The sequence below is a fragment of the Streptomyces sp. R35 genome (genome assembly GCF_041053035.1).
Classification (GTDB): domain Bacteria; phylum Actinomycetota; class Actinomycetes; order Streptomycetales; family Streptomycetaceae; genus Streptomyces; species Streptomyces lutosisoli.
In genome coordinates, this window is record NZ_CP163440.1 from 8,815,116 (window position 1) to 8,838,002 (window position 22,887).

Consider the following 22,887-nt stretch of genomic DNA (forward strand, 5'->3'; position numbering starts at 1 on the left):
CCTGCGGTCGCCTCGGTTGCTGTACTTCGCTGCTGTACAGCGGAGGTGGACTGACTACCGAGTCCGCGCCACCCTTGCTACCAGATCCACATCCCGCCGAGGATGGAAGTGCGGCCGTTCTCGTCGACGCCGACCATGTGGGCCGCCTCGGGACCCCCGCTTGAATCGGAGTCCAGCGGGATGACGAAGCGGTGCTCTCCGAAATCCAGGGCGAGGATCCGGTCCGGATCCAGCTCGTAGCCGTCGACGGTCTCACCGATGTAGCAGCGCATGAGTTCCATCGACCCCGGGGCGGGAAAGCGCCACTCGCGGCCCCCGTACACTCCCAAGGGGTCACCCAAAGCTCGCAGTACGGGCCCGTCGAAGTGGAGCTCGACGTAGTCGCGCACGAAAGAGACGGCGCTGACCTCCAAGCCCATCAGTAGCTGGAGCGGGTCGTCCGAGTCGTTCGCCATGTTCACAAGCTCATGCTGTCAAAGACCTCCGCCTGCCTGATACCGCGTCCGCCCGCTGGCCAGATGCCAGCCCTCGGTTGAAGGTGGCGCTCCGCGCGCGATACCCAACTTTTGAGGTCTGGCCTCATCCTTATCAGGTCAATCACTGGGGACCGTCGACGTCGGTCAACCGGTCCTAGCCCTCGGCAGATCGTCCATCGAGGTCCGACGACGACCACTGCTGTTCGCGCTTGTTGGTGTCAGTCGCTGGTGTCAACCGCCGTGCGCGGTCTTGACAAGTGCGGCTATCCCGCCGATCACCGCTTTCAGAATGGCGGGTCGTCGGAGTAGCCGCCCGCCCAGGGGCGATCCATCGGTTCGGGACCTGAGATCCGTGGGTCGGGTAGGGGGCCGGGCTCCACACCCCAGGTCACGAGGCACCGCTTAGCGAGGTATCGGTAAACCCGGTACTCGCTGGCACTGAGCGTGCTGCGTACCAGCGGCACGAGCTTCGGGATATGTATGGCCAGTTCAGGCGCGGCGAGCGTCATCGCGGCTGCGTGCACCGCAGCTTCCCGGATCAGAAGGTTCGCATCGATAAGGTACGGCCGCGCCGCCTCGTAGATCAGCGGGAGAATGGCACGCACCGCGGTGACGTCGTCAGGTTCTCCCGGGCCGTCCTCGTCATAGGTCGCGTCGTAGGCGAGGTCACCTAGCCATTGCAGGAGTGCCGCGCGCAGAGGCCGGAGGCGCTCCTCGTGGAAGTAGACCCCCAAGGTCATCGTTCGTGAGTGGCCAAGGATGGCGATAACGAAGCAAGCGGCCGGGGCGGCGGCGCCGTAGATGCTGTTCTGGTGAGTCACGACCTGACCGAGGTTGCGTACGGCGGTTCGCTGAACATCTTCGTCGTCATCCAGTAGCTCGGCCAGAATGACGGGGGTCGCCGGGGCTGTGTTGGGGCAGCAGTGTTCGACGCTGCTCCAGTCCGTCTCCAGGAGGAGCGCCCAAGGATCGATTCCCCCGTTGCCATCGTTGATTGTCACGGCCCAAGTGTGGCCCGCGGGCCTCCCTCCTTCACCCACCACTCACCCCAGCTCCCATCCCGTCTGCCGTCGGCCCACACACCGTGGAGCGGGCGTGGTTCCTGGCGTCCAGGTGGAGCGCGCCACTGTACGAACGACTGTGAGGATTGATCACGGCACTGCTCGGCGGCCTGACCCACCGAACGATTGACGCTTGAGGCTGTCTTTTCCAGGAATCGTCGGCCGGCTGGGCGGTGCCGTACGAGACCAGCAGCATGGTCTGCCTGTGGGCGAGCCGTGGGCCGAGACATGGTGATCACGTTATCGCCTCACGGCGGCCGGTTCCCGATCTCCGCCCGCTGGTAGCCTCTGCACGCGCTGACCAGCGCAGCCGTCCTGGAATCGATCCTGCGGCTCCGTTCTTGGAAAGAGTGACGTGATCAAGCGGGTGCACATGACCGCCGGAGTGGTTTTGGCGGCAGTCATAGTCGTTTTGTCCGGATGCGGCGCTACGAAGTCGGACAAAGCGAAGTCCACTCCGCAGCCTGCGTCAACGGCAAGGTCTGGCAGCGCGGTCGGCGCCCCCAGTGCCGACTCCGCGTCGAGTACCGGTGAAACCGGCGGCAAGCAGAGTTCGCGGCCGACCGCCCCTTCCACCCCCACGGCGTCCCCCTCCGTCGCTGCTGCCCGGCCTCTGAAGGACGGCACCGCCGTGCTCACGCACTGCGCAGACACGGACGACCCGTACGCGACCGTCGCGGTCCAGAATCCGAACGGGCGCCAGGGTCTCTTCGCCGTGAGAATCAGCTACAAGAACGCAAACGGCTTCACCATGACCGAGACCTACGACGAGGTGTCGGTGCCTGCGAAGAGCAAGGCGAAGGTCCGGGTGGCCGTTGCCAGCGCGGGACCCGTGGACGAGATCGCTCGCTGTGAGGTCAATCCACGGGCCACTGCCGTGCGGTGACCGCCCACGGAGCTCACCTCGTCCGAAAACGGCCTGGGCGCCGCGTGACGATCGGTTCCGCCTGCCGGTGCCCGGCAGGTTGCCGAGGAAATGGGCGCCGGCTCTTGGCCGGCTGTGGCCCGCGAGCGGGGCGCGGGGACACGCCCGTGCCGGGCCTCGACGAAGGCGTAGAACGCAGCCCTCGACCGAGTCACCCTAGGAGATCATCTCATTTGGTAAGTCGGCGGTAGCAGATCAGGGTACTGGCGATGCTGGCGAAGGCGAGGAAGTGGATGGCTTTGCGTTCGTAGCGGCGGTGGAGTCGGCGGCAGCCGGCGAGCCAGGCCATGGTGCGTTCGATGGTCCAGCGGTGTCGTCCGAGTCGTTGGGAGGACTCGATGCCTTTGCGGGCGATGCGGGGTGTGATGTTCCGTGATCGGAGCCATAGCCGCAGGTGACGGTTGTCGTAGGCCTTGTCCGCGTGGAGCTTGGCGGGTCGGCGTCGGCGTGGGCCGCGGCGGGAGCGGATCGGAGGGATGCCGCGGACGAGCGGCTCAAGTGCCTGGCTGTCGTGGAGGTTTGCGCCGGATATGCCGATGGAAAGGGGCAGGCCGGTCCGCTCGGTGATCAAGTGGATCTTCGAGCCGTACTTGCCCCGATCTACAGGATTCGGACCTGTGAGGTCCCCTTTTTCAGGGCCCGCATGTTCACTGAGTCGATCGCGCACCGCGACCAGTCCAGCTCGCCGCGGGCCCCGAGCTCGTCCAGGACCAGGCGGTGCAGTTTCGCCCACACCCGCAGCTGGCTCCACTCCATGAAACGGCGGTGGGCCGTCGCCCCGGACGGCCCGAACACCGGCGGGACCTGCGACCATGTGCACCCCGTCGTCGCTACGAAGATGATCGCCGCGAGCACCTCACGATCCCCGTACCGGCGCCGACCGCCCCCTTGAGGACGAGACGGCGCCTCCGGAACCACCCGCTGGAACAACTCCCACAACCCGTCCGGCACCAACCGCTCCACCATCAACACACAGACAGACTACCGACCAATCCAAATGAGATGATCTCTAAGACTTGTCCCGCAAGTGATGGTCGAGGCGGTTGAGATGGGGCGTGCGGGTCCCGTGTGTCCGCGGGTAGTCAAGGCGTGGTGGCAAGATGACGGCTTCGACGCTCATGAGAGGCCATCCTCGTGCCCACGCCTGCCGACTACCTCGCACTGGCGCATGCCGAGACAGACGGCCCTGTCCTGCAACGTCTCGCGCAATGTCCGTACCCCTTCGTCTGGCAGGCCCTGGCCACCAATCCCCACACCCCACACGTAACTCTCCTGGAACTGAGCAAGGCCCGCGACAGCGTCTGGAATGACAACAAGCTGCTGCGCCTGCTGGCAGAACATCCTGGCGCGGACCACATCGTTCTTCGAGCTGTCCTCGATGCCGTGGCAGCGAAGCTTGATGAGGGTGAACGGCCCTACGCCGCCGTGCTTGCTCTCGCAGCCCGGACGGAGCTTGAGGCGGACGAGGTGAGGAGGCTCGGTACTCATCGCGGGGCCTCTGCTCGTCTACGCCGCCTGCTTGCCCTGCATCTGAGCTCCCGCATCTGAGTCATCTCGCCGGTGACGGTGCGATGATCTTGGTGTGGCTGGTGTAATCACGGCGTCGGAGTCGTCCTGGATAGCCCCGTTCACCGGGCTGAACCCGCGCAGTTTCGGGAAGTTGGTGACCGCACTGCGTCGCGAAGGTGCGGACGCGGTACGGCGGGGCCGGCCGTGGGGACTGCCGCTGGAGGACCGAATACTGCTGGTCGCGGCCTACTGGCGCACGAACTTGACGATGCGCCAGATCGCCCCGCTCCTCGGCATCTCGAAGTCGGCCGCAGATCGCATCATCGACCAGCTCGGCCCGCGCCTTGCCCTGCAACCCAGGCAGCGCTTCGCAAAGGGCACCGTGCTCATCGTGGACGGCACCCTGGTGCCGACCCGCGACCACACCATCGCCGAGCAGTCCAAGAACTACCGCTACTCCACCAACCACCAGGTCGTCATCGACGCCGACACCCGCCTGATAGTTGTGGTCGGCCGACCCCTTCCAGGCAACCGCAACGACTGCAAAGCATGGGAGGAATCCGGGGCCAAGGCCGCAGTCGGCAGGGCGATGACGATCGCCGACGGCGGCTACCCGGGCACCGGACTCGTGATGCCGCACCGCCGCCGGGCAGGCGAGGAACTTCCGACTGGAAGCAGCAACACAACCGCTCACACAAACAGGTTCGTGCACGCGTCGAGCACGCCTTCGCCCGCATGAAGACCTGGAAGATCCTCCGCGACTGCCGCCTGAAAGGCGACGGCGTCCACCACGCCATGCTCGGCATCGCCCGCCTGCACAACCTCAACCTCGCCGGATAGGCGAGCAGGCCGCACCTCGACCAGCTACGTGACCCCAACCCGAAGATCATTTGCGGGACAAGTCTTAGCGGGACGCGTGATCGCCCGGACAGCGCCTAGTCGCGAACTGGGGACCCGGCCTCACCGGCGCGTCATAATGCGGCCCTCGATCATTCGCCCCGGGGGGACGTGTGCGTACCAACACCCTTGCTCTGACTGTCTGCGTGGCCGCACTTCTGGTCGCTCTTACCGAATGCTCATCCGGTAAGAGCGACCATCCCGCCACGAAATCGATCCCGCCAGAGGCTGGCGCCGTGGCCTACCTCTACAACGTCGACAACCACCGCCGCTCGCGCGCCGACGTCGAACACTGGTCAAGCAACTCCGCGCCCGCTGCACCGACGACGTCCTGGAAGTTGAGTTCGCCGCCGCCAACACGGCCACGGACCTGGTGGACGCACAGCACGCCCACCAGGACGTCTACCCGGTACTCGCCGAGCTCGCCGCTGGCTTCCCCAAGGGCGATGGCAAGCAGCGTTGTGCCACACGGCTCGATGCCGTCGCGAAGCGGCTCAAGGCGCAGCGCACATAGTCGCTCGCCGCAAGCCTGCCCCGGAGTTCCGGCTGCCGTGTCCACCACGTGGGCGGATAACGGAGGGGCTGCGAATCCTGGCCGCAGGTTGGCCGCACGCACTGGTCAAGGCTGGGAAACCCGCGAGTCGGGGTGAGACAGGGTCATGCAGAAGGGGTGCCGCTCCGGGGAGTGGCACCCCTTCTGACCTGCGCGGTGGGTGTGGGATTTGAACCCACGGTGACATCGCTGCCACGACGGTTTTCAAGACCGCTTGCCGGTCGCGATGAGCAAGCCGGAAACCGCTCGTCAGATCGCGCTGGGCATGTATCTCGCTGCTGTGAGTCCGGCCATCATCCGCAGCCTCGCATAGTAGGACCTGCAGTACTCGTCGCCGATCAGGGGCAGGATCTTGTCGAGGCCCGTGATGCACGCCCAGAGGATCGCGACGTCCTCACCACTGAGCCCGCCCTTGAGCTCCCCTTGAACGACGCCGGCGACATCCGCATCGAGCAGGATCAGTTCCACGCCTTCAATGTTCACACCGCGGAAGCCTGCAGGGAACGGTGCCCGCATGTGCTCCTCATACAGTCGGGGAAGCTGGTCGTCACGGTGTGGTCCGCTCATGGTGGTAATCATTTCCTCCAGGACAGCCGGTGCGGAAGAGCGCGGGACGGGCCGGGGGTGCGACGAGTGCCCCGGTCGGGGTTGAATCATTGCGGTCGGGGCCTCCGTGGTTCTGGTGCCTCTGGCGAGCAGTCGCGACGACGGGCTTCGATGACACGGCGCCTGACGGCAACGGATGACGGCAACGGAGTCGAACGCACGCAGACCTTGCCAGTTGCCGAGGGACCGCTTTGGGCTCCTGTCGTAGCAACGTGGCAGCGCGTCCGGAGCTATGAACGAACTCCTAACGTGGTGATCCAGACTTCCAAACTGGTGCTGTACCGCAGCGAAGTACAGCAACCCCCGCGTCCCTGACCGACCGCCACCAGACCCAAGCGGCCGACTGACGTGCCCAGCAGACCCCAGCGACCGCCGCCCCCATAGTTCGCATCGAGCGGGCCAAGCAGCGGAAAGCGTCGGCGGCTCCGGAGCTTTCCCTGGGCCACCTCGGTGCCGTCCGAGGGTGCTCAACGACGATCGACGCTGACAACCTTCGACGGTCAAGTCGCAGGTCGCACCGTTGGTCGGTGGCGTGGCGCGCGCGGGGTCAGTCCGTGGCGATCAGCAGGTCCCCCTCGCCGTCTCTCCAGCCGATGCTCACCGCGCCGTCGGCGGTGTCGAGGATGTCGAGCTTCTCGAAGTAGTCATAGTCCTCCGGCGCGGTCATGGCCGGCAGCCGCAGGGTGTGAAGGAGGCGGCCGCTGTCCGCGTCGAGGATGAGCAGGTCCGCGTGTATCCGGCGCCCTGCGTCTGCCTCGGCCAGGAAGGGCTGACGTACGACATAGACCCGGCCGTCGGCGATCTCGGGGAACCCGTACTCCTGGCCGGCCGGCGCCCGCAACTGCCAGGAGGTTCGACCGTCTCGGATGTCGTAGGCCTGCAGGAGAGTGTCGTGGTCCTCGGAGTCCTCTTTCGGGTCGGTGCCGGACAGTACGGTGCCGCTGCCCGCAGCGACCACGTCCCACCCATCCAGGGGGAGAGCGGCGCGCGGAGAGATCCCTTGACGGTTCATATCGAGCAACTGGATGGTCTGTGGGTGGTCTGGGTCCGGAGCGACGAGCGTGTGCCCGTCACCCCAGACCGTCAGCTTGGGATCCACGGTGCGCTGCCGCCAGAGGACCTTGCCCGTGCGGTTGTCGACACCGAGCAGAAGGTCGTACTCGTCCCGGTCGAGACTCGTCACGTTGCACATCACGTGGACGGCGCTCAGATGCTCCGGCAGGGCGTGCACGGAATAGACGAGTACCTCGGGACACGACTCAGGCATCTTCACCGTCCACAGGCTCCGGCCCTCACGCTCATCAAAGGCACGCACGGCGCCGGGTGCATCGGTGACGACCTGGCCACCAGCGAGCTCCACGGACCGATATCCGTCATCCCGGATCTCTACGCGCCACAGCAGCTTGCCCGTACGCAGGTCGATTCCGACAAGCCTCCCGTCATCGTGACCGATGACCACGGTGCGCTCCGACACCTTGAAATCCCACACAACTTCGTTCGAGTCCCGGCGCTCATAGCGCCAGTACTCCTTGCCGGTCCGCAGGTTCACCGCCGTCACGCCGGAATCCGTCCACTGGAGGGACAGCCCGTGCACCAAGGCTTGCTCATCCGAAGTCCGGCGTACGACGCGGTCAGGTGCGACCGGGGCACCGGCGGCGAACGCGGCCGGAAAGGGGCCGCGGGCTCCACTGAACACGTCCCGCGACTGATACCAGGTCACCAACAGACCAATCGCGAAGAGGATCAACGCGATGAACACACCCCACACCCGGCCGCGGGCCAGCTGCACGTCCGCATGGCTCGGAACAGGTGTGCCCGGTCCCCCAGACAGCCCCACCCCTGGTTCTCCCAGCAGATTCATCCGTTGTCCCACGACATCCCCCGCCGTCCCTGCCCCTGGTCACCGTGACCCCGGCGGCTCAGGGATCTTCCCCTTCGTACAGGAACCAGGCAAGAGCTGGGCAGGGGAGAGCGGTCGCGTGCCACGACCGTGCCACTTCCTGCGGTCAGTCACGGTCAACGACGGCTCACCGCAGTCAAGATGCCTCGCTGAGCAGGGATGGCGCCACGACCGCAGTGACCTGGACGTCCTCCCGATCGACCACGTCCGCCCTTACAAGGCAGGCGTCGTCTGAGAGTTCCCAGCGCGGATACCCGAGGCAGATCCCGCTGTCAGAGCCCGGTGGGAGGGTGCTGCGAGCAATGCTCAAGACCTGTGGATCGAACCCGGGTTGGACGCGAAGGGCGTACCTTCCCGGGTGATCGATTGACTGGAATCGAGTAGGCCGACGTTGGCCCGTCGGCTGGGAAGGTACGCCCATGCTCACGGTAGTCACCGAGGACGGCTCGACGCGAGGCGGGTCCCTGATCGATGAGATCGTCCAGGAGGGCGCCAGGCGGATGCTGGCCGCCGCACTTGAGGCCGAAGTGGACGCCTACATAGCCGAGTTGGCCGACGAAAAGGACGAGCGCGGGCGGCGGCTCGTGGTCCGCAACGGACACCACCAGCCCCGGAACGTGACCACCGCGGCCGGAACGGGCGAGGTCAAGGCTCCACGCGTTAACGACAAGCGCATCGACGAGGAGACGGGCGAGCGCAAGCGGTTCTCCTCGGCGATCCTGCCACCCTGGGCCAGGAAGTCCCCGAAGATCAGCGAGGTGTTGCCGCTTCTCTACCTGCACGGCCTGTCCAGCGGCGACTTCGTGCCCGCGCTCGAGCAGTTCCTCGGCTCCTCCGCCGGTCTTTCCCCGGCCACCGTGACCCGGCTGACCACCCAGTGGCAGGCCGACCACAAGGCGTTCGGCGAACGCAACCTGTCCGCCACGGACTACGTCTACGTCTGGGCCGACGGCATCCACCTGCGCATACGCCTGGAGGAGACCAAGGCCGCCGTCCTGGTTGTGATGGGCGTGCGCGCGGACGGCACCAAGGAACTGATTGCCATGGCCGACGGCTACCGGGAATCCGCGGAGTCCTGGGCGAGCCTGCTGCGGGATGGCGCCCGGCGGGGCATGCGCGCTCCCGTCCTCGCCGTCGGCGACGGCGCCCTCGGCTTCTGGAATGCGCTTCACGAGGTCTTCCCCGAAACTCGCCACCAAAGGTGTTGGGTTCACAAGACGGCCAACGTCCTCGACAGCCTGCCCAAGTCGGCCCAGCCCGCGGCGAAGAAGGCCATCCGGGACATCTACAACGCTGAGGACAAGGAGCACGCGGCCAGGGCGGTCAAGGCGTTCGAGAAACAGTACAAGGCGAAGTTCCCCAAGGCCGTCAAGAAGATCACGGATGATGAGGTCGAGCTGCTGGCCTTCTACGACTTCCCCGCCGAGCACTGGATCCATCTGCGGACCACGAACCCGATCGAGTCGACCTTCGCGACCGTGCGGCTGCGGACGAAGGTCACCAAGGGGGCCGGCTCCCGCGCGGCCGCCCTGGCGATGGTGTTCAAGCTCGTCGAGTCCGCCCAGGCACGATGGCGGGCCGTCAATGCACCCCACCTCGTCGCCCTGGTGAGGGCCGGAGCCCGCTTCGAACGCGGCGAGCTCCTCGAACGCCCCGAGACGCTCGCGGCATAAGGTCAGACCACCATGACCGACTACGACACCTACGGCACCAGCACACACACCGCGAGTGAACTGGTCCACCTCGTCACCGGCCGCCTCGATGTGGTCTTCACCGAGCGCGAAAGTGACTACCGGGGCGTCTACCACCTCGCCCAGGGCACCTACGGACGCATCGAGATCCAGCCGAACGCCATCCCCGGCGATGACGGCCAGGACGACCTCTACACCCCGCAACACCCGGCGGTCCGGGGTCCTCTTGCTCACCGACACTCCGGCCCCAGAGCCCACCTTGCACACCCGCCTGGGCACCATTCAAGGTCTCGTGCACCTGGGCCGCGAATCATGGTGAGCCGCTGCTGACCCACAACTCTTGACAATTACTCGGGTGCCCCCCCATGCAAACCGCACTCTTCGACCTGCCAGAGACACCTCCGGAGCACGCCGTGGTCGCTCGCTTCCATCTGGACTGCGACGACCTTGGCGATCCTGACCAGTGGTCACTGGTCTTTGCAGCCGAGCGGTCGATGGGGGCCGCAGTCAAAGCCGCTGGTGTCGGGGAGGTCGACGGCAATGAGTTCGGCGGCGGTGAGGTTGTGATCTTCGCCTATGGCCCTGATGCGGAAACTCTGTACCGAGCGATGGAGCCTGGCTTGCGCGCACTGCCGTTTCGGCCGGCACACGCTGTGTTGCGCTACGGAGAGCCTGTTGACGGTGTCGTGACAGAGCGCATTGAGCTCTGAGCGCGCCCGTGCGATCCGCCAGTCGGAGACGAGAAGAGTCTCCGACAAGGCAGGTTCATGGCTCCGAAGTTCGCCTGGCCGGGAGGCGATGGCTGGCTGCGTTGCAGATCATGGGCCTCATGAGGACCAATGACCAAAGCGCCTTCCAAGCGCTTGACCAACAACTGAGGGGCCGCAACCGACTGAGGGGCCCTGCGCTTCTCGGACAGCGGTGTTGAGGGTTCTCCTTATGCCGCTGCCTGCAACTCCTCGTACTCGGCGTGGACTTCTGCGGGAGTCTTGTAGCCGAGTCCGGAGTGGAGGCGTTTTCGATTGTAGAACATCTCGATGTAGCGGACGATCGCCCGGTGGGCATGTGTGCGTGTTGGGAACGTAGTTCGGTGCACGAGTTCGTTCTTGAGGGCGCCGAAAAATGATTCAGCCATCGCATTGTCCAACAGACACCGGTGCGGCCGACCGACGCTCGCAGGCCCAACGAGCTGAGCTTGCAGCGAAGTTCCCGAGACGTGTATTGACTGCCGCGATCGGAATGAAATATGCAGCCTTCGGCGAGGTCGATGTTCCGGGCCGCCATATCGAGTGCATCCGATATGAGAGAGGTCTTCATGTGGTCGGCCATCGCCCAGCCGACCACAGCTTTGGTGTGGCAGTCGATGACGGTCGCGAGATACAGGAGCCCGGCCCAGGTGTGAACGTAGGTGATATCGCTGACCAGTTTGCGCCCGGGAGCGTCAGCGGTGAAGTCACGGGCCAGCAGGTCGGGCGTGGCCGGCGCCGCATCATCGGCGATCGTGGTCGCCCGCCAGGGCCGCGGCTGGCATGGCACCAGGGCCGAGCTCGCGCATCAGCGCGCGGACCAGTTCCGCTCCGGCCTGCACGTTCATCCGCTGGAGCGCGGCGTGGACACGCAGGTAGCCGTAGGTCTCCTGCGAGTCAAAGAAGACCTGGAGGATGACGGCCCTCAGTTCCGTACGGCGCTTCGCGGTGGCCGACAACGGCCTCGATCTCCAGTGGTAGAAGCCCGACGTGGATACTCCTGCCCGGTGCACATCTGCTGCACGGGAAAGTTGTCGGCCTCGCCGTCGATGAACTCGTACTTCTCCGTCACCGGTATTCCTGGGCGAAGAAGGCCGCCGCTTTTCCTAGGAACTCGGTCTTCATACGGAGTTCCCGGTTCTCGCGTTCCAGCTCGCGCAGGCGGGCGCGTTCGCTGATGTTCAGGGGAGGCTCCTCCCCGGCGTGCTCTTGCCGGTACCGGCTGACCCAGGTGCCCAGCGTTCCCTCGTTCACTTGTATCTCTCGGGCGACCTCGGCGATCGGACGGGACTCCACGACCACCATCTTGACCGCCTCGTCCCGAAACTCAGGACTGAACTCCTACGCTTCTGTGCCACGTGCTCTCTCCGCCGTTCCGGACGTCGATCCTATGGGGACCGCTGTCCGAGAACTTCGGGGCGCCTCACGCAAGGGCGCCCCGAGCATCAAGGGCCTGGGCAAACTCCGCTACGTCGTCGAGCAGACCTTCGCCCTCCTCCATCAGTTCAAGCGCCTCGCCGTCCGCTGGGAACGCCGCACCGAACTCCACGACGCCTTCGTCTCGTTGGCCTGCAGCCTCATCTGCTGGAGACGCCTCAGGAAGGCCCGCGGGTGATTCTTTTACGCGCTCATAGGCTGCTCTACGCCTGGAAGGCTACGACCTGGTCCGGCACCGAGAAGTCTGAAGCACAGTCCGGGCACGTCGTGCGGCCGAACAGCCGGGTCAGATGCTCCGCCGCCGCGGGCTGCCCGGCGTGGGCGGCCAGCTGGTACAGCCGCGCTGCCAGCGGCGGCAGGTCCGCGGAGGCCGCCCGGCGGATGCCGGTCAGCACAGGGCCCTCGCGGCCCACACGCACCAGGCCCGACGGGTTTCGGCGACGGGTGCCCGCGGGTGTGCTCGACAGGTCGATCACCAGCTGCTGCGCGCAGGACGGACACACCACGGCGTACGCATCGCGGGCCAGGCATCTGAGCCATAGGGGCTCTCCCTCGAAGGCGAGAAGGTGCTCCAGCCAGTACAAAAAGTCGTCTTCATCGCCATCGAAGGGCCTTGCTATCACGTGGTTCTGCGTCAGCTGGTGCAGCTCCTTGATCGCAGCCGGGAAGCGCGCCTGGACGTAACCGGGCTCGTGATGCTGCTGTTCCTCGACGACGATGCGGCCGGCCAGCGCAAGAGCCTGCCAGCGACCACCCGCCTTGCGACCGGTGGCGATGTCTGTCAGAACAGGCAGGGCGGCAAAGCTAGCCGTGTACACCGTCCCCTGATGGTAGAGAGAAGCCCACAGCTCCTCCCACGCCTCGTCAGCCAGCTCGGGATCACCGATCTCGTCAAAGAGCCGTGGTAGGTCAGACGCGGATCCATAGGCGTGCTTCAGACCGGACCAGTCCAGTGTCATGCCCGCAATCATTCCAGCCGCATTCGACCGGCACCCCCGTGCCTCATCAATCTCACCAACAAGATCGTGTTACGAGTTCTAAGCGCAGTTCAGAGCGCTTCCCTGTTCTCCTTGGGCGTCTTTCCGGGCTTATGTACTGGAGGCAAGACGCTCCAGGGGAAGTTGCCCCAGTCGTCAGGCTCGACCGTGCCCCAGCCGTGCCCGATCAAGCGGGAAACCACGGGGAATGCCGGACAATCACGGTAGCCCGGCGCGAGAACGACCCCCCAGCCAACCAGCCAGGTCAGGGGCCGTTCTCCATGCTCAGTAAGCGGAGGCGGTGGGATTTAAACCCACGGTGACATCGCTGCCACGACGGTTTTCAAGATCGCTTGAAGGTTGACTTGCCCATTGAAACTCCCGGCCAAAGTCGCTACGTCGCCCGCGCTGTGAGGGAGTGCACCGGGCCCAGCCGATCGACCGAGCCCGACACGTCTAACGAACGTCCACGAAGTCACCCGTCGCCTTGACGGCACGAGTTGTCATGGTGCCTCTGAATTCATAGCGCCAGTAGCGGTCGGCGGTGGCGGTGACCTTCGCGGTGGCGACCCCGGTGGAGTTCGTGGTGGTGTAGCCCAGAGACTCGTAGTAGTCGGTGCCCGGTCGGCGGAACTCGAGGTAGGCGCGCTGGTTCGTGTAGCCGCGGTAGTCGTGGGTATCCCAGTTGGCCCGGGTGAGCTTGCCCGTGACGGTGATGGTGCCGCCCTTGGCGACAGGCTCGGGAGAAGCGTTGGCGGTCAGCTTGGCATAGCGCTTCATGAAGAAGGTGGTCAAGCCGTCCACCTTCACGTAGTCCCCGTCGTTGGCGTCGGCTTCGACGTTGACCTTCCAGATGCCGGCCAGCGAGTTTTTCAGATCACGCCGGGGGTCGATCGTGTAGTGCGCGGTGCAGACGGAAGTGGTTCCGTCGGCTGAGCACACCGCCGCCGCTTCGCTGGGCTTCAGGACCGCGTCGGCGTTGCTGAGGCTGCTTCCGTGGAAGAGCGTGAAGTCCGCGGACTTGATGCCCGAGTCGTCGCTGGCCGTCACCTTGACGGTGATCGTCCTTGAGTCGGTGGTGCCCAGGACGACGTCGTTGCCCGAGCCGCCTCCGCCGGTGATCCGGAAGTCGCCGACATCAGCGTTGCCCACTACCTCGGTCGCCTGGGCACCTGGAGTGAGGAGGGCGGCTATGGCCAGAGAGCCGAGCAGAGCAGAGCCGAACGTCGATCTTTGCATTGCGTTCCCGAAGGTCAGGCCCGCCCCCTTCGGCAGGCCGGCGATAAATGCAGGCAGTGTACGCATCGGTGTTCAGGGACTGGAGACGGGCTTCAGGCGCAGGCCATGCGTACCGATCAGCTGCGTGCCCGTCCGACTCGTGCGCGGTGGCGTACTACGGGAGACAGCGGCGGAAAGGGAAAGTGATCCCCTTCATCCCCGCTTCGGCTTCAGCCGTATACCGTGACAAGCGATCCCCCTTGTTCGGCACCACACACCAGGCCACAGAAGAGCCACCTCACGCGACCCATCGGACAGGTCCTAGCGCTGGAGATGGTGGGCGCTTTCGGCTTGGTGATCAGTAAGCCGGGGCTTCATGAGTGCCTTGCGGGCCGTCTTCGTACGGACTGCCCGGTAGTAGAGCCATTGCACGGAGCCGGCGTACCGCCACGGAAGTGCGTTGGTGAATCCGTCGACCCGACGGAACTGATCCCTGGCCGCCTTGTAACGCCCCTGCCGGTACAAGAAGTACCCCAGCAGGTGCCGTGCTTCCGGGAGCCTCGGATGGTTCGGGTCAGCGAGCGCCACGTCGGCGAGCGCTGTGTCAACCAGAGCAGTTACCTGCGAGCTGCGGAATCCGGGATCGCCGAGCTCGGACGCATAATTCTCGAACCAGGCGATCACCGGCATCACGGTCAGCAGGCTGCCCGGCGGCGCGGCGGCCGCCGCCTGCTCGGCGAACTCCCGCGCGAGCTGTTTCGAGCCTCGCCATTTCGCGGTCCAGTACTGGAGGGCACTGTAGTGCGCCTCGTAGTGATACGGCGCCCGGGCCGTGATCTCGGACCACAGCCTGTGCATCTCCTCGTTGGAGTAGCCCAGTCCCAGCGCCCTCCAGATTTCCGCGACGAGGGGGCTGGGATCGTCAGGGCAGAGCGCCGAGGCCCGCCCGATATCGTCCTGTGAGGCCAGCAACTCCCGGTGGAATCCTTCGAATTGGCTGCTCGATGTGTATCGCGCACGCGCCCTGCCTCGTAGCTTCCACGCGTACTGGATTCGGGTGCGCGCCATCACGAGCGCGGCGTCCGGGTCTCCGGGCCGGGCCTCCTGCCATGCCTTCAGCCAACGGTCGCTCCTCTCGGCAGCGAGGTATCCCAACCGATCGGCGTACAGGGAGCGGCGCTCCCAGTCCTGACCGACGTCCTCGAAGAGACGGGCGGCGGGCTCCCAGCGCCCCCGGGCGACAGCCCTGCACGCGCGCTGCAACGCGGCATCGGGGCCAGCAAGGCTGGAGTTCTGCCATCGCAGCGGCAGCAGGGTGTACCAGAGCCAGCAGGAGAGCAGCAGGCATGCGGGGCCAAGGAATCCCATAGATGAACGTATCTCTCCAGAAAGAGCGTCGCGACGCACGAGGTGGGGGCCGCTGGCAGTATGCACGTCGTGAAGGGGAAGGCGGAATCCAGGGTTCCGTCCCCAAGGCTTGTCCCGTAACTGATCTTCATGTCGATGCCGACGTGCTCGGTTCGGGCGTTGACTGCTCGTCTATCCGGCGAGGGTGATGTTGTGCAGGCGGGCGATGCCGAGCATGGTGTGGTGAACGCCGTCGCCCTTGAGGCGGCAGTCGCGGAGGATCTTCCAGCTCTTCATGCGGGCGAAGACGTGCTCGACGCGGGCACGGACCTGTTTGTGGGACTTGTTGTGCGCTTCCTTCCAGTCCGGAAGGTCTTCGCCCTTGCGGCGTCGGTGGGGCATGACGAGCCCGGTGCCGGGATAGCCACCGTCGGCGATCGTGAGCGTGTTGCCGACGGCTGCTTTGGCACCGGATTTCTCCCACGCCTTGCAGTCGTTACGGTTTCCGGCGAGGGGCCGACCCACCACGACGATCAGACGGCTGTCGGCATCGATGACGACCTGGTGGTTGGTGGAGTACCGGTAGTTCTTGGACTGTGCGGCCACCACGTGGTCCCACGTCGGGACCAGGGTGCCGTCCACGATCAGCACGGCGTCCTTGGCGAAGCGCTTGCGGGGCTGTAGCGCGAGCATCGGCCCGAGATGGTCGATGATGCGGTCCGCAGCCGACTTGGACACCCCGAACAGCAGGGCGAGCTGGCGCATCGTCAAGTTCGTCCGCCAGTACGCCGCAACCAGCAGCACTCGATTCTCCAGCGACAGACCCCACGACCGACCTCGCCGTGCAGCGTCAGCTCCCTCGCGCCGCAGCGCGTTCACCAACTTGCCCAACTGGCGAGGGCTCAGCCCGGTGAACGGGGCTATCCAAAACGGCTCCGACGCCGTGATCACAGCAGTCACGCCGCGATCATCGCACCGGGCTGGCATGCCCCGTCAGCAAGCCTCCCTACTTCAGCGAAACTCGTGGAGCACCTGGATCTCGCCGACAATGTGGGCGTTGAAGTCGTCCAGCTCCTCAGCCGGAACCCAGAGCTCGAGGATCGTCCGCCCGCCGGCCTGCTGGACGGGATACCGGCTCAAGAACTCCGACTCGACCTCGAATCGGGTGACGAAGCCGGCACCGTCGTGCTTCACGTTCCAGTCCCGCGCAATCCTGATCGCGTAGTCCTCGTTGAGGACCGGGTAGAAGATCGGCTGCTCGGGGAGCCGGGGCGGCCACGCACGCCAGTTCAGATCGCGGACCAGGTCCAGCTCCTTGGGGCCGGTGGGGCGCCACAGGGTCGTTGTTGGTTGCTGGCTGGTCATCTGAATCGCTCTCTGAACCTGGGAAGCCGCTGGTACGGCCGGTCGGGAGACCGGACCCTACCGGCAACGTGAACTCAGCAGCTACCGGGTTTCCGCACCCGACCATCGCCGTGACCAGCAGTTACGGGACAAGCCTTAGGGGCATGTCAGCTGGACGGTCTGCCATAGTCGGTAGGCCGGTGATGGTCCGGCTAATCGGACGCCGGTTCTTCTGCGACAGTTCAACTTGCTTGCTGCGGATATTCGTTGAACTGGCCGACGGCGTGACCGAGCCCTATCAGCGAGCCAGCTCCCGCCTGCGTGGCCGACTGCGCGCCGTCGCGGCCGAGCCGGGTGGCCCGTTGCACGGCTGTGCCGGAAGGCTCCAGTGGAGGCAGGCGTCCCCATCGCAACTCGGCCGAGGGCGAAGTGGAGAGCTACATAGGTCGCTCCGAACCGGCTAGAGGGTGTCTGAGAAGTCCCTTTCAGGGCAGGTGAGTTGGTAGTCCCTGTGCCGGTGGAGGCTGGGATGACCGGGTCTCGACTCGCGTATCCGACGGATCTGTCGCAGGTGGAGTGGGCCGTGCTGGCGCCGCTCGTGCCACCGCCGAAGCCTGGTGGGCGCCCGCCCAAGCATCCGCGGCGGGAGATCATCGATGGCCTCGCGTACTGGATCCGGGCCGGCTGCGCCTGGCGACTGCTCCCGCATGATTTTCCGCCCTGGCAGACCGTCTACCACTACTGGCGGCAGTGGCGCACCGAGGGCTGCTGGGAGGAGATGCTGGCCGCGCTGCGGGCCCTGGAACGTACTGGCCAGGGACGTGAGGCGACGCCGAGCGCCGGGGTGGTGGACAGCCAGAGTGTGAAGGCCACCCAGCGCGGAGGCTGGCACGGGTACGACGGCGGCAAGAAGGTGCAGGGCATCAAGCGCCACCTGTTGGTCGACACCCTTGGCCTGGCCCTGGCGGTCTGTGTCAGCCCGGCGAACGTCAGTGACCGGGACGGGGCCATGGTGCTGCTGGCCCGGTGTGCCGGGAAGTTCCCTCGGCTGAGGCATCTGTGGGCCGACCAGGGCTATCGCGGCCGGGACTTCCTGACCTGGGTCCAGGAGGAAACCGGGATCACCATCCAGGTCGTGCAGCGCAAGGACGGCGGCTTCCGCAGCACCTGGGCCAAGGCCAACGCTCCACCACGTGAGGTGCCGATGTTCGCGGTGGTTCCGCGCCGTTGGGTCATCGAGCGGAGTTTTGCCTGGCTGGGCCGGTACCGCAGACTCTCCAAGGACTATGAGTACCTGGCCTCCAGCCAGGAGAACGCGATCTACCTGGCCACAATCATGCTCCTGCTGCACCGGACCGCAGAAGCCCCGCCCTGAACGGGACCTTGTGGGAGCAGGAACATACTGGTCACGGGTGTGGGGTGGGTCCCGGTACTTGGGCTTGGCGAGCTGTCTTCAGCTCGTCTCGATTCTTGCGAGATGGTCGACGCACGACTGTGTCCATGGATGATCTGGACCGAGTACACGCAAGTAGTCTTCGGTGAGGAGCTGAAGGCTGCGTCGAGCCTGGTGTATCAGTCCGCGTTCTGCTTCCACCCAGGCGAGTCCGTGGCGTGCGCGGAGTGTGAGCGCGTGGTCTGTTCCCAGCTCGGCGAGGTATCTGTGGAGCACTTCGCGCCATTTATCCTCTGCGGCGTCGAGTTGGCCGAGCTGGGTAAGGAGGAACGCAATCTGGTGAGACGCATTCACCGGCTCACCAGGCATTGATTCGTGTGCCTGTTGGAGATCGTGGAGCGCCCTTTGCCGTTCGGTCATCGCCTCGTCGTGGCGGCCAAGGTCTTCGAGCGTCTCGACAAGGTTTCGATGGCAACTGATGACCCACGGGTGCTCTGGCCCCAGTGTGTGTCCGTATTCCCTGCAGATTCGGCGTAGCTCGCGTTCCTTTGACCCTGGCTCCAACGTGTTTGCAAGGCCCTGGCGACTGCGCAGCACCAGTGCGTGCTCTGTTCCGAGGGTCCGTGTGTAGGTCTCGATCAGCCCGCGCCACACGGGCCGAGACTCGTCAAGTCGCCCAAGACTAAGCAGGCAGAAGGCGACGCTGTGTTTGCTGGAAACAGTGTCGGGATGGTCAACCCCGAGCAGGACTCGACGGCGGTCGTAGGCGTGGCGGTGCGCTTGGAGTTCGACCTCGTGGTGCCCGAACTCGGACGCGGTGGCGGCGATACGGGTCATCTCCGTGGGGTCGGCAATGGCTAGGAGCGCCGTCAGCAGTTCAGCGGGGATGTCGCGATCTGCTCTCTCGCTTCGTTCCACGTCGTCCACGAGGTAGTCGAAGACGTCGACGTGATTCTCCGAGGTGGTGGGCATCAGGAGCCCGGTGGTGCCAAGTCGCGGTCGTGTGGCCCAGTCCCAGGCTTCGTTGAGGGGCTCGGGGCGTAGCGCCGCGCCCCTATGTCGCTGCAGGTAGTACCCGTGCAACCGTTCGAGTAGCGTCCGCGGCAGCCCGACGGTGATGCCAGCACGACGGGCGTCCACGGCGGTGGCAACGAGTGCTGCGCCGCGCAGATGTCCACCGGACTGCCATGCGTTGTGCCATATCGCCAGGCACTCGGGACCGGCGGCCAGGTACTCAGCCAGGCCATAACGTTGGGCGTGCTCAATCGCATCAGCAATGCGTAGATCATCGGCATACGCTAGGGCGTTGCGAAGCTCCGTCTCACTGAGGATCCTGTCGACCCGTATCAGGTCGGCATGCTCCAACAAATCTCGTACGTCCTGAGCCTGTTCGACAGCGGCGTGCTCTTCGCTCACATTGCCACCCGTAGCGGATTCGCGGGGGTGTGCAGCTTCTAGATATCGAAGGTGCTCGATAGCACGCATCGTGGCAAGGACGAGATGATCCGGTCCAGCCTCTGCGAGCAGCTGCAGCACCAGGGCTCTGGTGAGTCCATCGGGGCCAAGGAATCGTTTCAGGTCATCGAGCCAAAGTACCCACCTTTGGTGCTCGCCTGTCGCGACGACGGCAGCCTTCACCCCTGCCCTGGTCAGCGGGCTGATGAGCACGTGTTCTGGAACAGTGGCACGGATAGCCTCAACAGCTGCGCGGGACTTGCCAGCAGCTGAGTCTCCGAGCAAAACCACGAAGCCGCCGTCACGAATTCGATGGCGGAGTCGTTCGTCCACATCTCGGGGTACGTACGCGGGGACCCGGTCCGCCGTGGTTTGGATGGCCGGATGCACGCCCAGCAGCGTGGGATCCGCGACGTCGCGGACTCGCCATGCCCGCCCACGCCGGTCGGTAAGACAACCATTACGGAACGCCAACCGCTGGGACTCTCGACTATCGAGGGAACGCGCATAGCGCTGCTGGATCCCAGCCGCCAACGCCGTGGCCAGGGCAGCGACAACGGCACTTCCGGCTGCAATCGCAGTGGACTTGACACCAAGTGCCACAACCACGGCCGGAGCCGCTGCTGCCATCGCCAGCCCCGACGCCCACCAGGCCAGTGAGACCGTCCGGCCACGCCGCATTACCTACCTCGCCGCGAGGCAGAGTTCAGCAAAATGGATCGAAGGGCAGGCTGGGATGTCATCGGGTGTCGAACCCTGCCGTCGGCTCATGCGTTCCCCATCGCTCGCGAGACATGATCAGGGTGATGTCCATTCGCCGGAAGTCGCGGTAGCCGCCCTGCTACTCACGGCAGCTTGACGCACCCGGAGAACCCATCGTCTGCCAAGCCAAGCGAACTGCAAGGCCTGCTGGCTCTGACGTCTCTCCGTGGGTCCTGGCGCGCATTCCGTGAAGGCGATCATGCTGCTCGCGTATATGACACGGCCAACCGACGGAATTCGCTGACCTCCTGAAACGCGGCTCCTGGAGCATGGGCATCCCGTGACGGCGTGTGGAGTCTCCCGGTAAACCGCGGCACGCACGGTGCCGGTCAAGGGCCGAACTCGCTAGTCGCGCAGTTGAGGGGATGCCGAGTCCGGGGCGTGTCGAGGTTCCGGCGACGGCTGTTCCTCCGGGGCCGTGTGAACAGGTCCGGGGCTAGCCATGTTTCCGTCCTTCAACTCCAAGCAGGGAGTGCGGGGGAGGCCTGTCGTGCGTTTTCTCGGCGGCCTGGCAGGGGGCGTAAAGGTGCGGCGCTTTTGCGGGGATTCCAGCAGCGTCGGCCCGGACATCCAGTTGCGCTCGGGTTCTCGTTCTTTGACGGCGAGGGTCGGTTCCGCTGCCGGGCGGCAGGGTTTAGAGGCGCCCATGTGGTCTCGCAGCAAGTGGGCCCGCGCCCGCAGGTGGCGCACATTGAGGTTGTGCACGGCCTCGCCGACGACACGGGTCGCGTCGTCGGCGAAGGCCAGGAAGGTCGGGTGCAGGATGTACTTGCCCACCTTGACCACCGCCTCCCACGTCTCGTCGCCGCGGGCCAGATCGGTCAAGACGGCGGCGGTCCAGCCCTCGGGTGTGGAGTTCGGAAGCATCAGCCGCCCGAGCACGTCGAAGGCGTCGGCCGTCTCGCGCTCCCCAAGATGCGGTGCATCGGCCTGACCTGCCACGCCGGCCAGGCCGAGGTCGGCCTCTGCCCATCGATGTGACAGGGCGTCCACGGCGAGTTTGACCGAGGTACAGACGAATTCCTCCTGCGCCGCGGCCCCGACCGGCGGGTGGGCCGGCCCGTCATGCCCCAGCATCGCCTGTGCCTGCCCCGCCAGGACAGCGAGAGCCCATGTCGGCTGCTCCGGGTCCGGAGAGGTTCGCCGCAGCTCCCTCTCCGCCTCGCGGGCAGCCCTCAACACCCCGCGAGCCAGCTGCTCGAAATGCTCAAGCGACGCGGCGCCCCACTGACTGGGGCCCGTCTGGTCGTCGGCGCTCATGTTGTTCCCCCTCCTCGGCCGGACCCACAGCACGAGCGGGAAAGGCCGGTAAGCCCAGGATGCCCCGCCTGATGCCGTTGTAGCCCCATCGGTAGCGTCGGAACGGCGAGTAGCACGCCCCGGATCACCACCGCCTCGGTTCTGCGCGGTCCGGCACTCGGTCGTCAGCGAGAAGCGCTCAGCATTCCCTGCGACAGATCAATGAACACACGGCAGCCGTACGGCCCGCTGACCCCGCTCCGCGCATTCCGTCACCTCGGCAGCTACATTTCGTCGGTCCTCCGACACGGTGTGTGAGTGTCGGGAGGCAGCGACGAGCAGGACGCGTTTTCGCAGCAGAGGGAGTCCGGCTCGGTTGAACATCTGCCGTTTGAGCATCTTGAGATCGCTGACGCGGCCTTCGACGATGCCAGAGCTCCAATCGGTGGTGAAGCCGGCGGTGACCGCGTCGAGGTCGATGGCCAGTCCTTTGGCGAAGCCGGCAAGACCGGGCAGCCCGCTGGTGCTCACTTCCTCGATCCAGGTCGGCAGTTCGGTGCCGTGGCGTGTCTGGAGCATCTGGCCGAGGGCGCGGATGTGTTCGTGGGCGGTGGCCAGTTCAGGGCATGCAGCGAGCGTGAGCTTGAGCTGGCGGGTCTCCTCCTGGCTCAGCGTGTCCGGGTGTCGGGTGAGCCGGCCGGTCACTTGACGGACGGTCGGTGGTCGCAGCGGTGGCGCCTCAAGTGTCTGGCGGGGCGGGAGGGTGCGGGTGATCCAGTCGCGAAGGGTGGTGTAGCTGACGTTGATTCCCTGCACCTGGAGTTCGCGTTGGAGATCCTTGATCATCACGTTGCCGGTCTGCCACCGTTGCTGCAGGTAGTCGGCGTGCGGGTCGAGGATGCTGGAGCGGCGTGGTCGGAGGGTGACCTGGTCTTGCCAGCGTGCGGCGCGGGCATACCGCTGCACCGTGTGCCGCCCCCAGCCCAGCCAGTGCGCGATCGCGCGGATGCCCATCCCCGCATCGAGCAGGTCATGGACCTGGTGCCAGCGGATGCGGGCGAGTTCGGCGGTGCGCCGGTGCGAAGCGGGGAACGTCTCCTCCTCGTTGCTGTCGGCCTGCTGCGGCCCCACCTGCGGAGGCCAGGGCGGCAGGCAGCGGCGGTGGACGGTCACGCACCGCTCGGCAGCCTTGCCGAGGTTGTTCCAGATGTGCCACCTATCCGCGACCTGGATCGCGTGCGGCGCGGCGGTGCCGGCCCCGTCTGCCGATAGGACTCGAAGGCCCAGATGATCTCTAGGACTCGGCCCTGCACAAATAAGGCAAGAGCTCCGTCCCACAGGAGGCTCATGA

Annotated in this window: 20 protein-coding genes, 1 tRNA gene and 3 pseudogenes; 8 read left to right on the plus strand and 16 right to left on the minus strand. The window is 65.7% G+C overall.

The genetic code is table 11. The features are described 5' to 3' along the window. Positions 1-77: 77 nt before the first annotated feature. A complete protein-coding gene (locus AB5J50_RS39665) occupies positions 78-455 on the minus strand; it encodes a hypothetical protein (protein ID WP_369263499.1) in 378 nt (125 codons plus the stop codon). A 305-nt stretch (positions 456-760) separates the two neighbouring features. Beyond that, positions 761-1,477 (minus strand): hypothetical protein, encoded by a 717-nt coding sequence (locus AB5J50_RS39670; protein ID WP_369263500.1) that lies wholly within the window; start codon positions 1,475-1,477, stop codon positions 761-763. Positions 1,478-2,168: 691 nt separating this feature from the next. Between AB5J50_RS39670 and AB5J50_RS39675 the strand changes: the two genes are divergently transcribed. After that, positions 2,169-2,423: a hypothetical protein gene (locus AB5J50_RS39675; protein ID WP_369263501.1), complete on the plus strand. Its 255-nt coding sequence runs from the start codon at positions 2,169-2,171 to the stop codon at positions 2,421-2,423. A 208-nt stretch (positions 2,424-2,631) separates the two neighbouring features. Here the strand turns inward: AB5J50_RS39675 and AB5J50_RS39680 are convergent. Then, positions 2,632-3,428, minus strand: a protein-coding gene (locus AB5J50_RS39680) for an IS5 family transposase (RefSeq protein ID WP_369265642.1) whose coding sequence is annotated in 2 segments (ribosomal slippage) — positions 2,632-3,093 and positions 3,096-3,428 — 795 coding nt in all. Because the reading frame shifts where the segments join, the coding sequence is not laid out codon by codon here. 168 nt (positions 3,429-3,596) lie between these two features. Here AB5J50_RS39680 and AB5J50_RS39685 point away from each other — a divergent pair. Both AB5J50_RS39685 and AB5J50_RS39690 read left to right on the plus strand, forming a co-directional pair. Next, a complete protein-coding gene (locus AB5J50_RS39685; protein WP_369263502.1) occupies positions 3,597-4,010 on the plus strand; it encodes a hypothetical protein in 414 nt (137 codons plus the stop codon). Between the two features lie 34 nt (positions 4,011-4,044). Continuing rightward, positions 4,045-4,811 (plus strand): annotated as a pseudogene (locus tag AB5J50_RS39690) (transposase). A 304-nt stretch (positions 4,812-5,115) separates the two neighbouring features. Here AB5J50_RS39690 and AB5J50_RS39695 read toward each other — a convergent pair. The 4 genes from AB5J50_RS39695 to AB5J50_RS39710 form a co-directional block, all read right to left on the minus strand. Further along, positions 5,116-5,427: a hypothetical protein gene (locus tag AB5J50_RS39695; RefSeq protein ID WP_369263503.1), complete on the minus strand. Its 312-nt coding sequence runs from the start codon at positions 5,425-5,427 to the stop codon at positions 5,116-5,118. Between the two features lie 146 nt (positions 5,428-5,573). Beyond that, positions 5,574-5,667: transfer RNA gene (locus AB5J50_RS39700), tRNA-OTHER, on the minus strand. Between the two features lie 3 nt (positions 5,668-5,670). Next, positions 5,671-6,000, minus strand: coding sequence for a hypothetical protein (locus tag AB5J50_RS39705; protein WP_369253818.1), 330 nt, complete (start codon positions 5,998-6,000; stop codon positions 5,671-5,673). A gap of 574 nt (positions 6,001-6,574) precedes the next feature. Next, positions 6,575-7,816, minus strand: coding sequence for a PQQ-binding-like beta-propeller repeat protein (locus tag AB5J50_RS39710; RefSeq protein ID WP_369263504.1), 1,242 nt, complete (start codon positions 7,814-7,816; stop codon positions 6,575-6,577). A gap of 530 nt (positions 7,817-8,346) precedes the next feature. Here AB5J50_RS39710 and AB5J50_RS39715 point away from each other — a divergent pair. From AB5J50_RS39715 to AB5J50_RS39725, 3 genes are read left to right on the plus strand one after another with little or no spacing between them, the layout of a single operon-like run. Then, positions 8,347-9,600 carry an IS256 family transposase gene (locus AB5J50_RS39715; protein WP_369263505.1) on the plus strand — a complete coding sequence of 418 codons (1,254 nt, stop codon included), beginning with the start codon at positions 8,347-8,349 and terminating at the stop codon, positions 9,598-9,600. A 12-nt stretch (positions 9,601-9,612) separates the two neighbouring features. Then, positions 9,613-9,948: a hypothetical protein gene (locus AB5J50_RS39720; RefSeq protein ID WP_369263506.1), complete on the plus strand. Its 336-nt coding sequence runs from the start codon at positions 9,613-9,615 to the stop codon at positions 9,946-9,948. Between the two features lie 35 nt (positions 9,949-9,983). After that, complete coding sequence (locus tag AB5J50_RS39725) at positions 9,984-10,328, plus strand: hypothetical protein (protein ID WP_369263507.1); 345 nt, start codon at positions 9,984-9,986, stop codon at positions 10,326-10,328. 227 nt (positions 10,329-10,555) lie between these two features. Here the strand turns inward: AB5J50_RS39725 and AB5J50_RS39730 are convergent. Next, a pseudogene (locus tag AB5J50_RS39730) lies at positions 10,556-11,669 on the minus strand (IS3 family transposase). 145 nt (positions 11,670-11,814) lie between these two features. Here AB5J50_RS39730 and AB5J50_RS39735 point away from each other — a divergent pair. Further along, positions 11,815-11,979: pseudogene (locus AB5J50_RS39735) on the plus strand (IS5/IS1182 family transposase); the annotation flags it as partial. A gap of 25 nt (positions 11,980-12,004) precedes the next feature. Here the strand turns inward: AB5J50_RS39735 and AB5J50_RS39740 are convergent. The 5 genes from AB5J50_RS39740 to AB5J50_RS39760 all read right to left on the minus strand — a co-directional run bounded on the left by AB5J50_RS39740 (position 12,005) and on the right by AB5J50_RS39760 (position 16,708). Continuing rightward, entirely contained in the window at positions 12,005-12,760 is a 756-nt protein-coding gene (locus AB5J50_RS39740) for a hypothetical protein (RefSeq protein WP_369263508.1), read from the minus strand. Positions 12,761-13,234: 474 nt separating this feature from the next. Continuing rightward, positions 13,235-14,017: a DUF5707 domain-containing protein gene (locus AB5J50_RS39745; RefSeq protein ID WP_369263509.1), complete on the minus strand. Its 783-nt coding sequence runs from the start codon at positions 14,015-14,017 to the stop codon at positions 13,235-13,237. Positions 14,018-14,317: 300 nt separating this feature from the next. After that, positions 14,318-15,364, minus strand: a complete 1,047-nt coding sequence (locus AB5J50_RS39750) for a tol-pal system YbgF family protein (RefSeq protein WP_369263510.1) — start codon at positions 15,362-15,364, stop codon at positions 14,318-14,320. Positions 15,365-15,535: 171 nt separating this feature from the next. Then, positions 15,536-16,303: a transposase gene (locus tag AB5J50_RS39755; RefSeq protein WP_369263511.1), complete on the minus strand. Its 768-nt coding sequence runs from the start codon at positions 16,301-16,303 to the stop codon at positions 15,536-15,538. 51 nt (positions 16,304-16,354) lie between these two features. After that, a complete protein-coding gene (locus AB5J50_RS39760; RefSeq protein ID WP_369263512.1) occupies positions 16,355-16,708 on the minus strand; it encodes a hypothetical protein in 354 nt (117 codons plus the stop codon). A gap of 508 nt (positions 16,709-17,216) precedes the next feature. Between AB5J50_RS39760 and AB5J50_RS39765 the strand changes: the two genes are divergently transcribed. Beyond that, a complete protein-coding gene (locus AB5J50_RS39765) occupies positions 17,217-18,062 on the plus strand; it encodes an IS5 family transposase (RefSeq protein ID WP_369263513.1) in 846 nt (281 codons plus the stop codon). A gap of 78 nt (positions 18,063-18,140) precedes the next feature. Here the strand turns inward: AB5J50_RS39765 and AB5J50_RS39770 are convergent, their stop codons facing one another. From AB5J50_RS39770 to AB5J50_RS39780, 3 genes are all read right to left on the minus strand, one after another. Beyond that, positions 18,141-19,868, minus strand: a complete 1,728-nt coding sequence (locus AB5J50_RS39770; protein WP_369263514.1) for a tetratricopeptide repeat protein — start codon at positions 19,866-19,868, stop codon at positions 18,141-18,143. Positions 19,869-20,642: 774 nt separating this feature from the next. Further along, a complete protein-coding gene (locus tag AB5J50_RS39775) occupies positions 20,643-21,557 on the minus strand; it encodes a hypothetical protein (RefSeq protein WP_369263515.1) in 915 nt (304 codons plus the stop codon). A 198-nt stretch (positions 21,558-21,755) separates the two neighbouring features. Further along, positions 21,756-22,709 carry a transposase gene (locus AB5J50_RS39780; protein WP_369263516.1) on the minus strand — a complete coding sequence of 318 codons (954 nt, stop codon included), beginning with the start codon at positions 22,707-22,709 and terminating at the stop codon, positions 21,756-21,758. Positions 22,710-22,887: the final 178 nt, after the last annotated feature.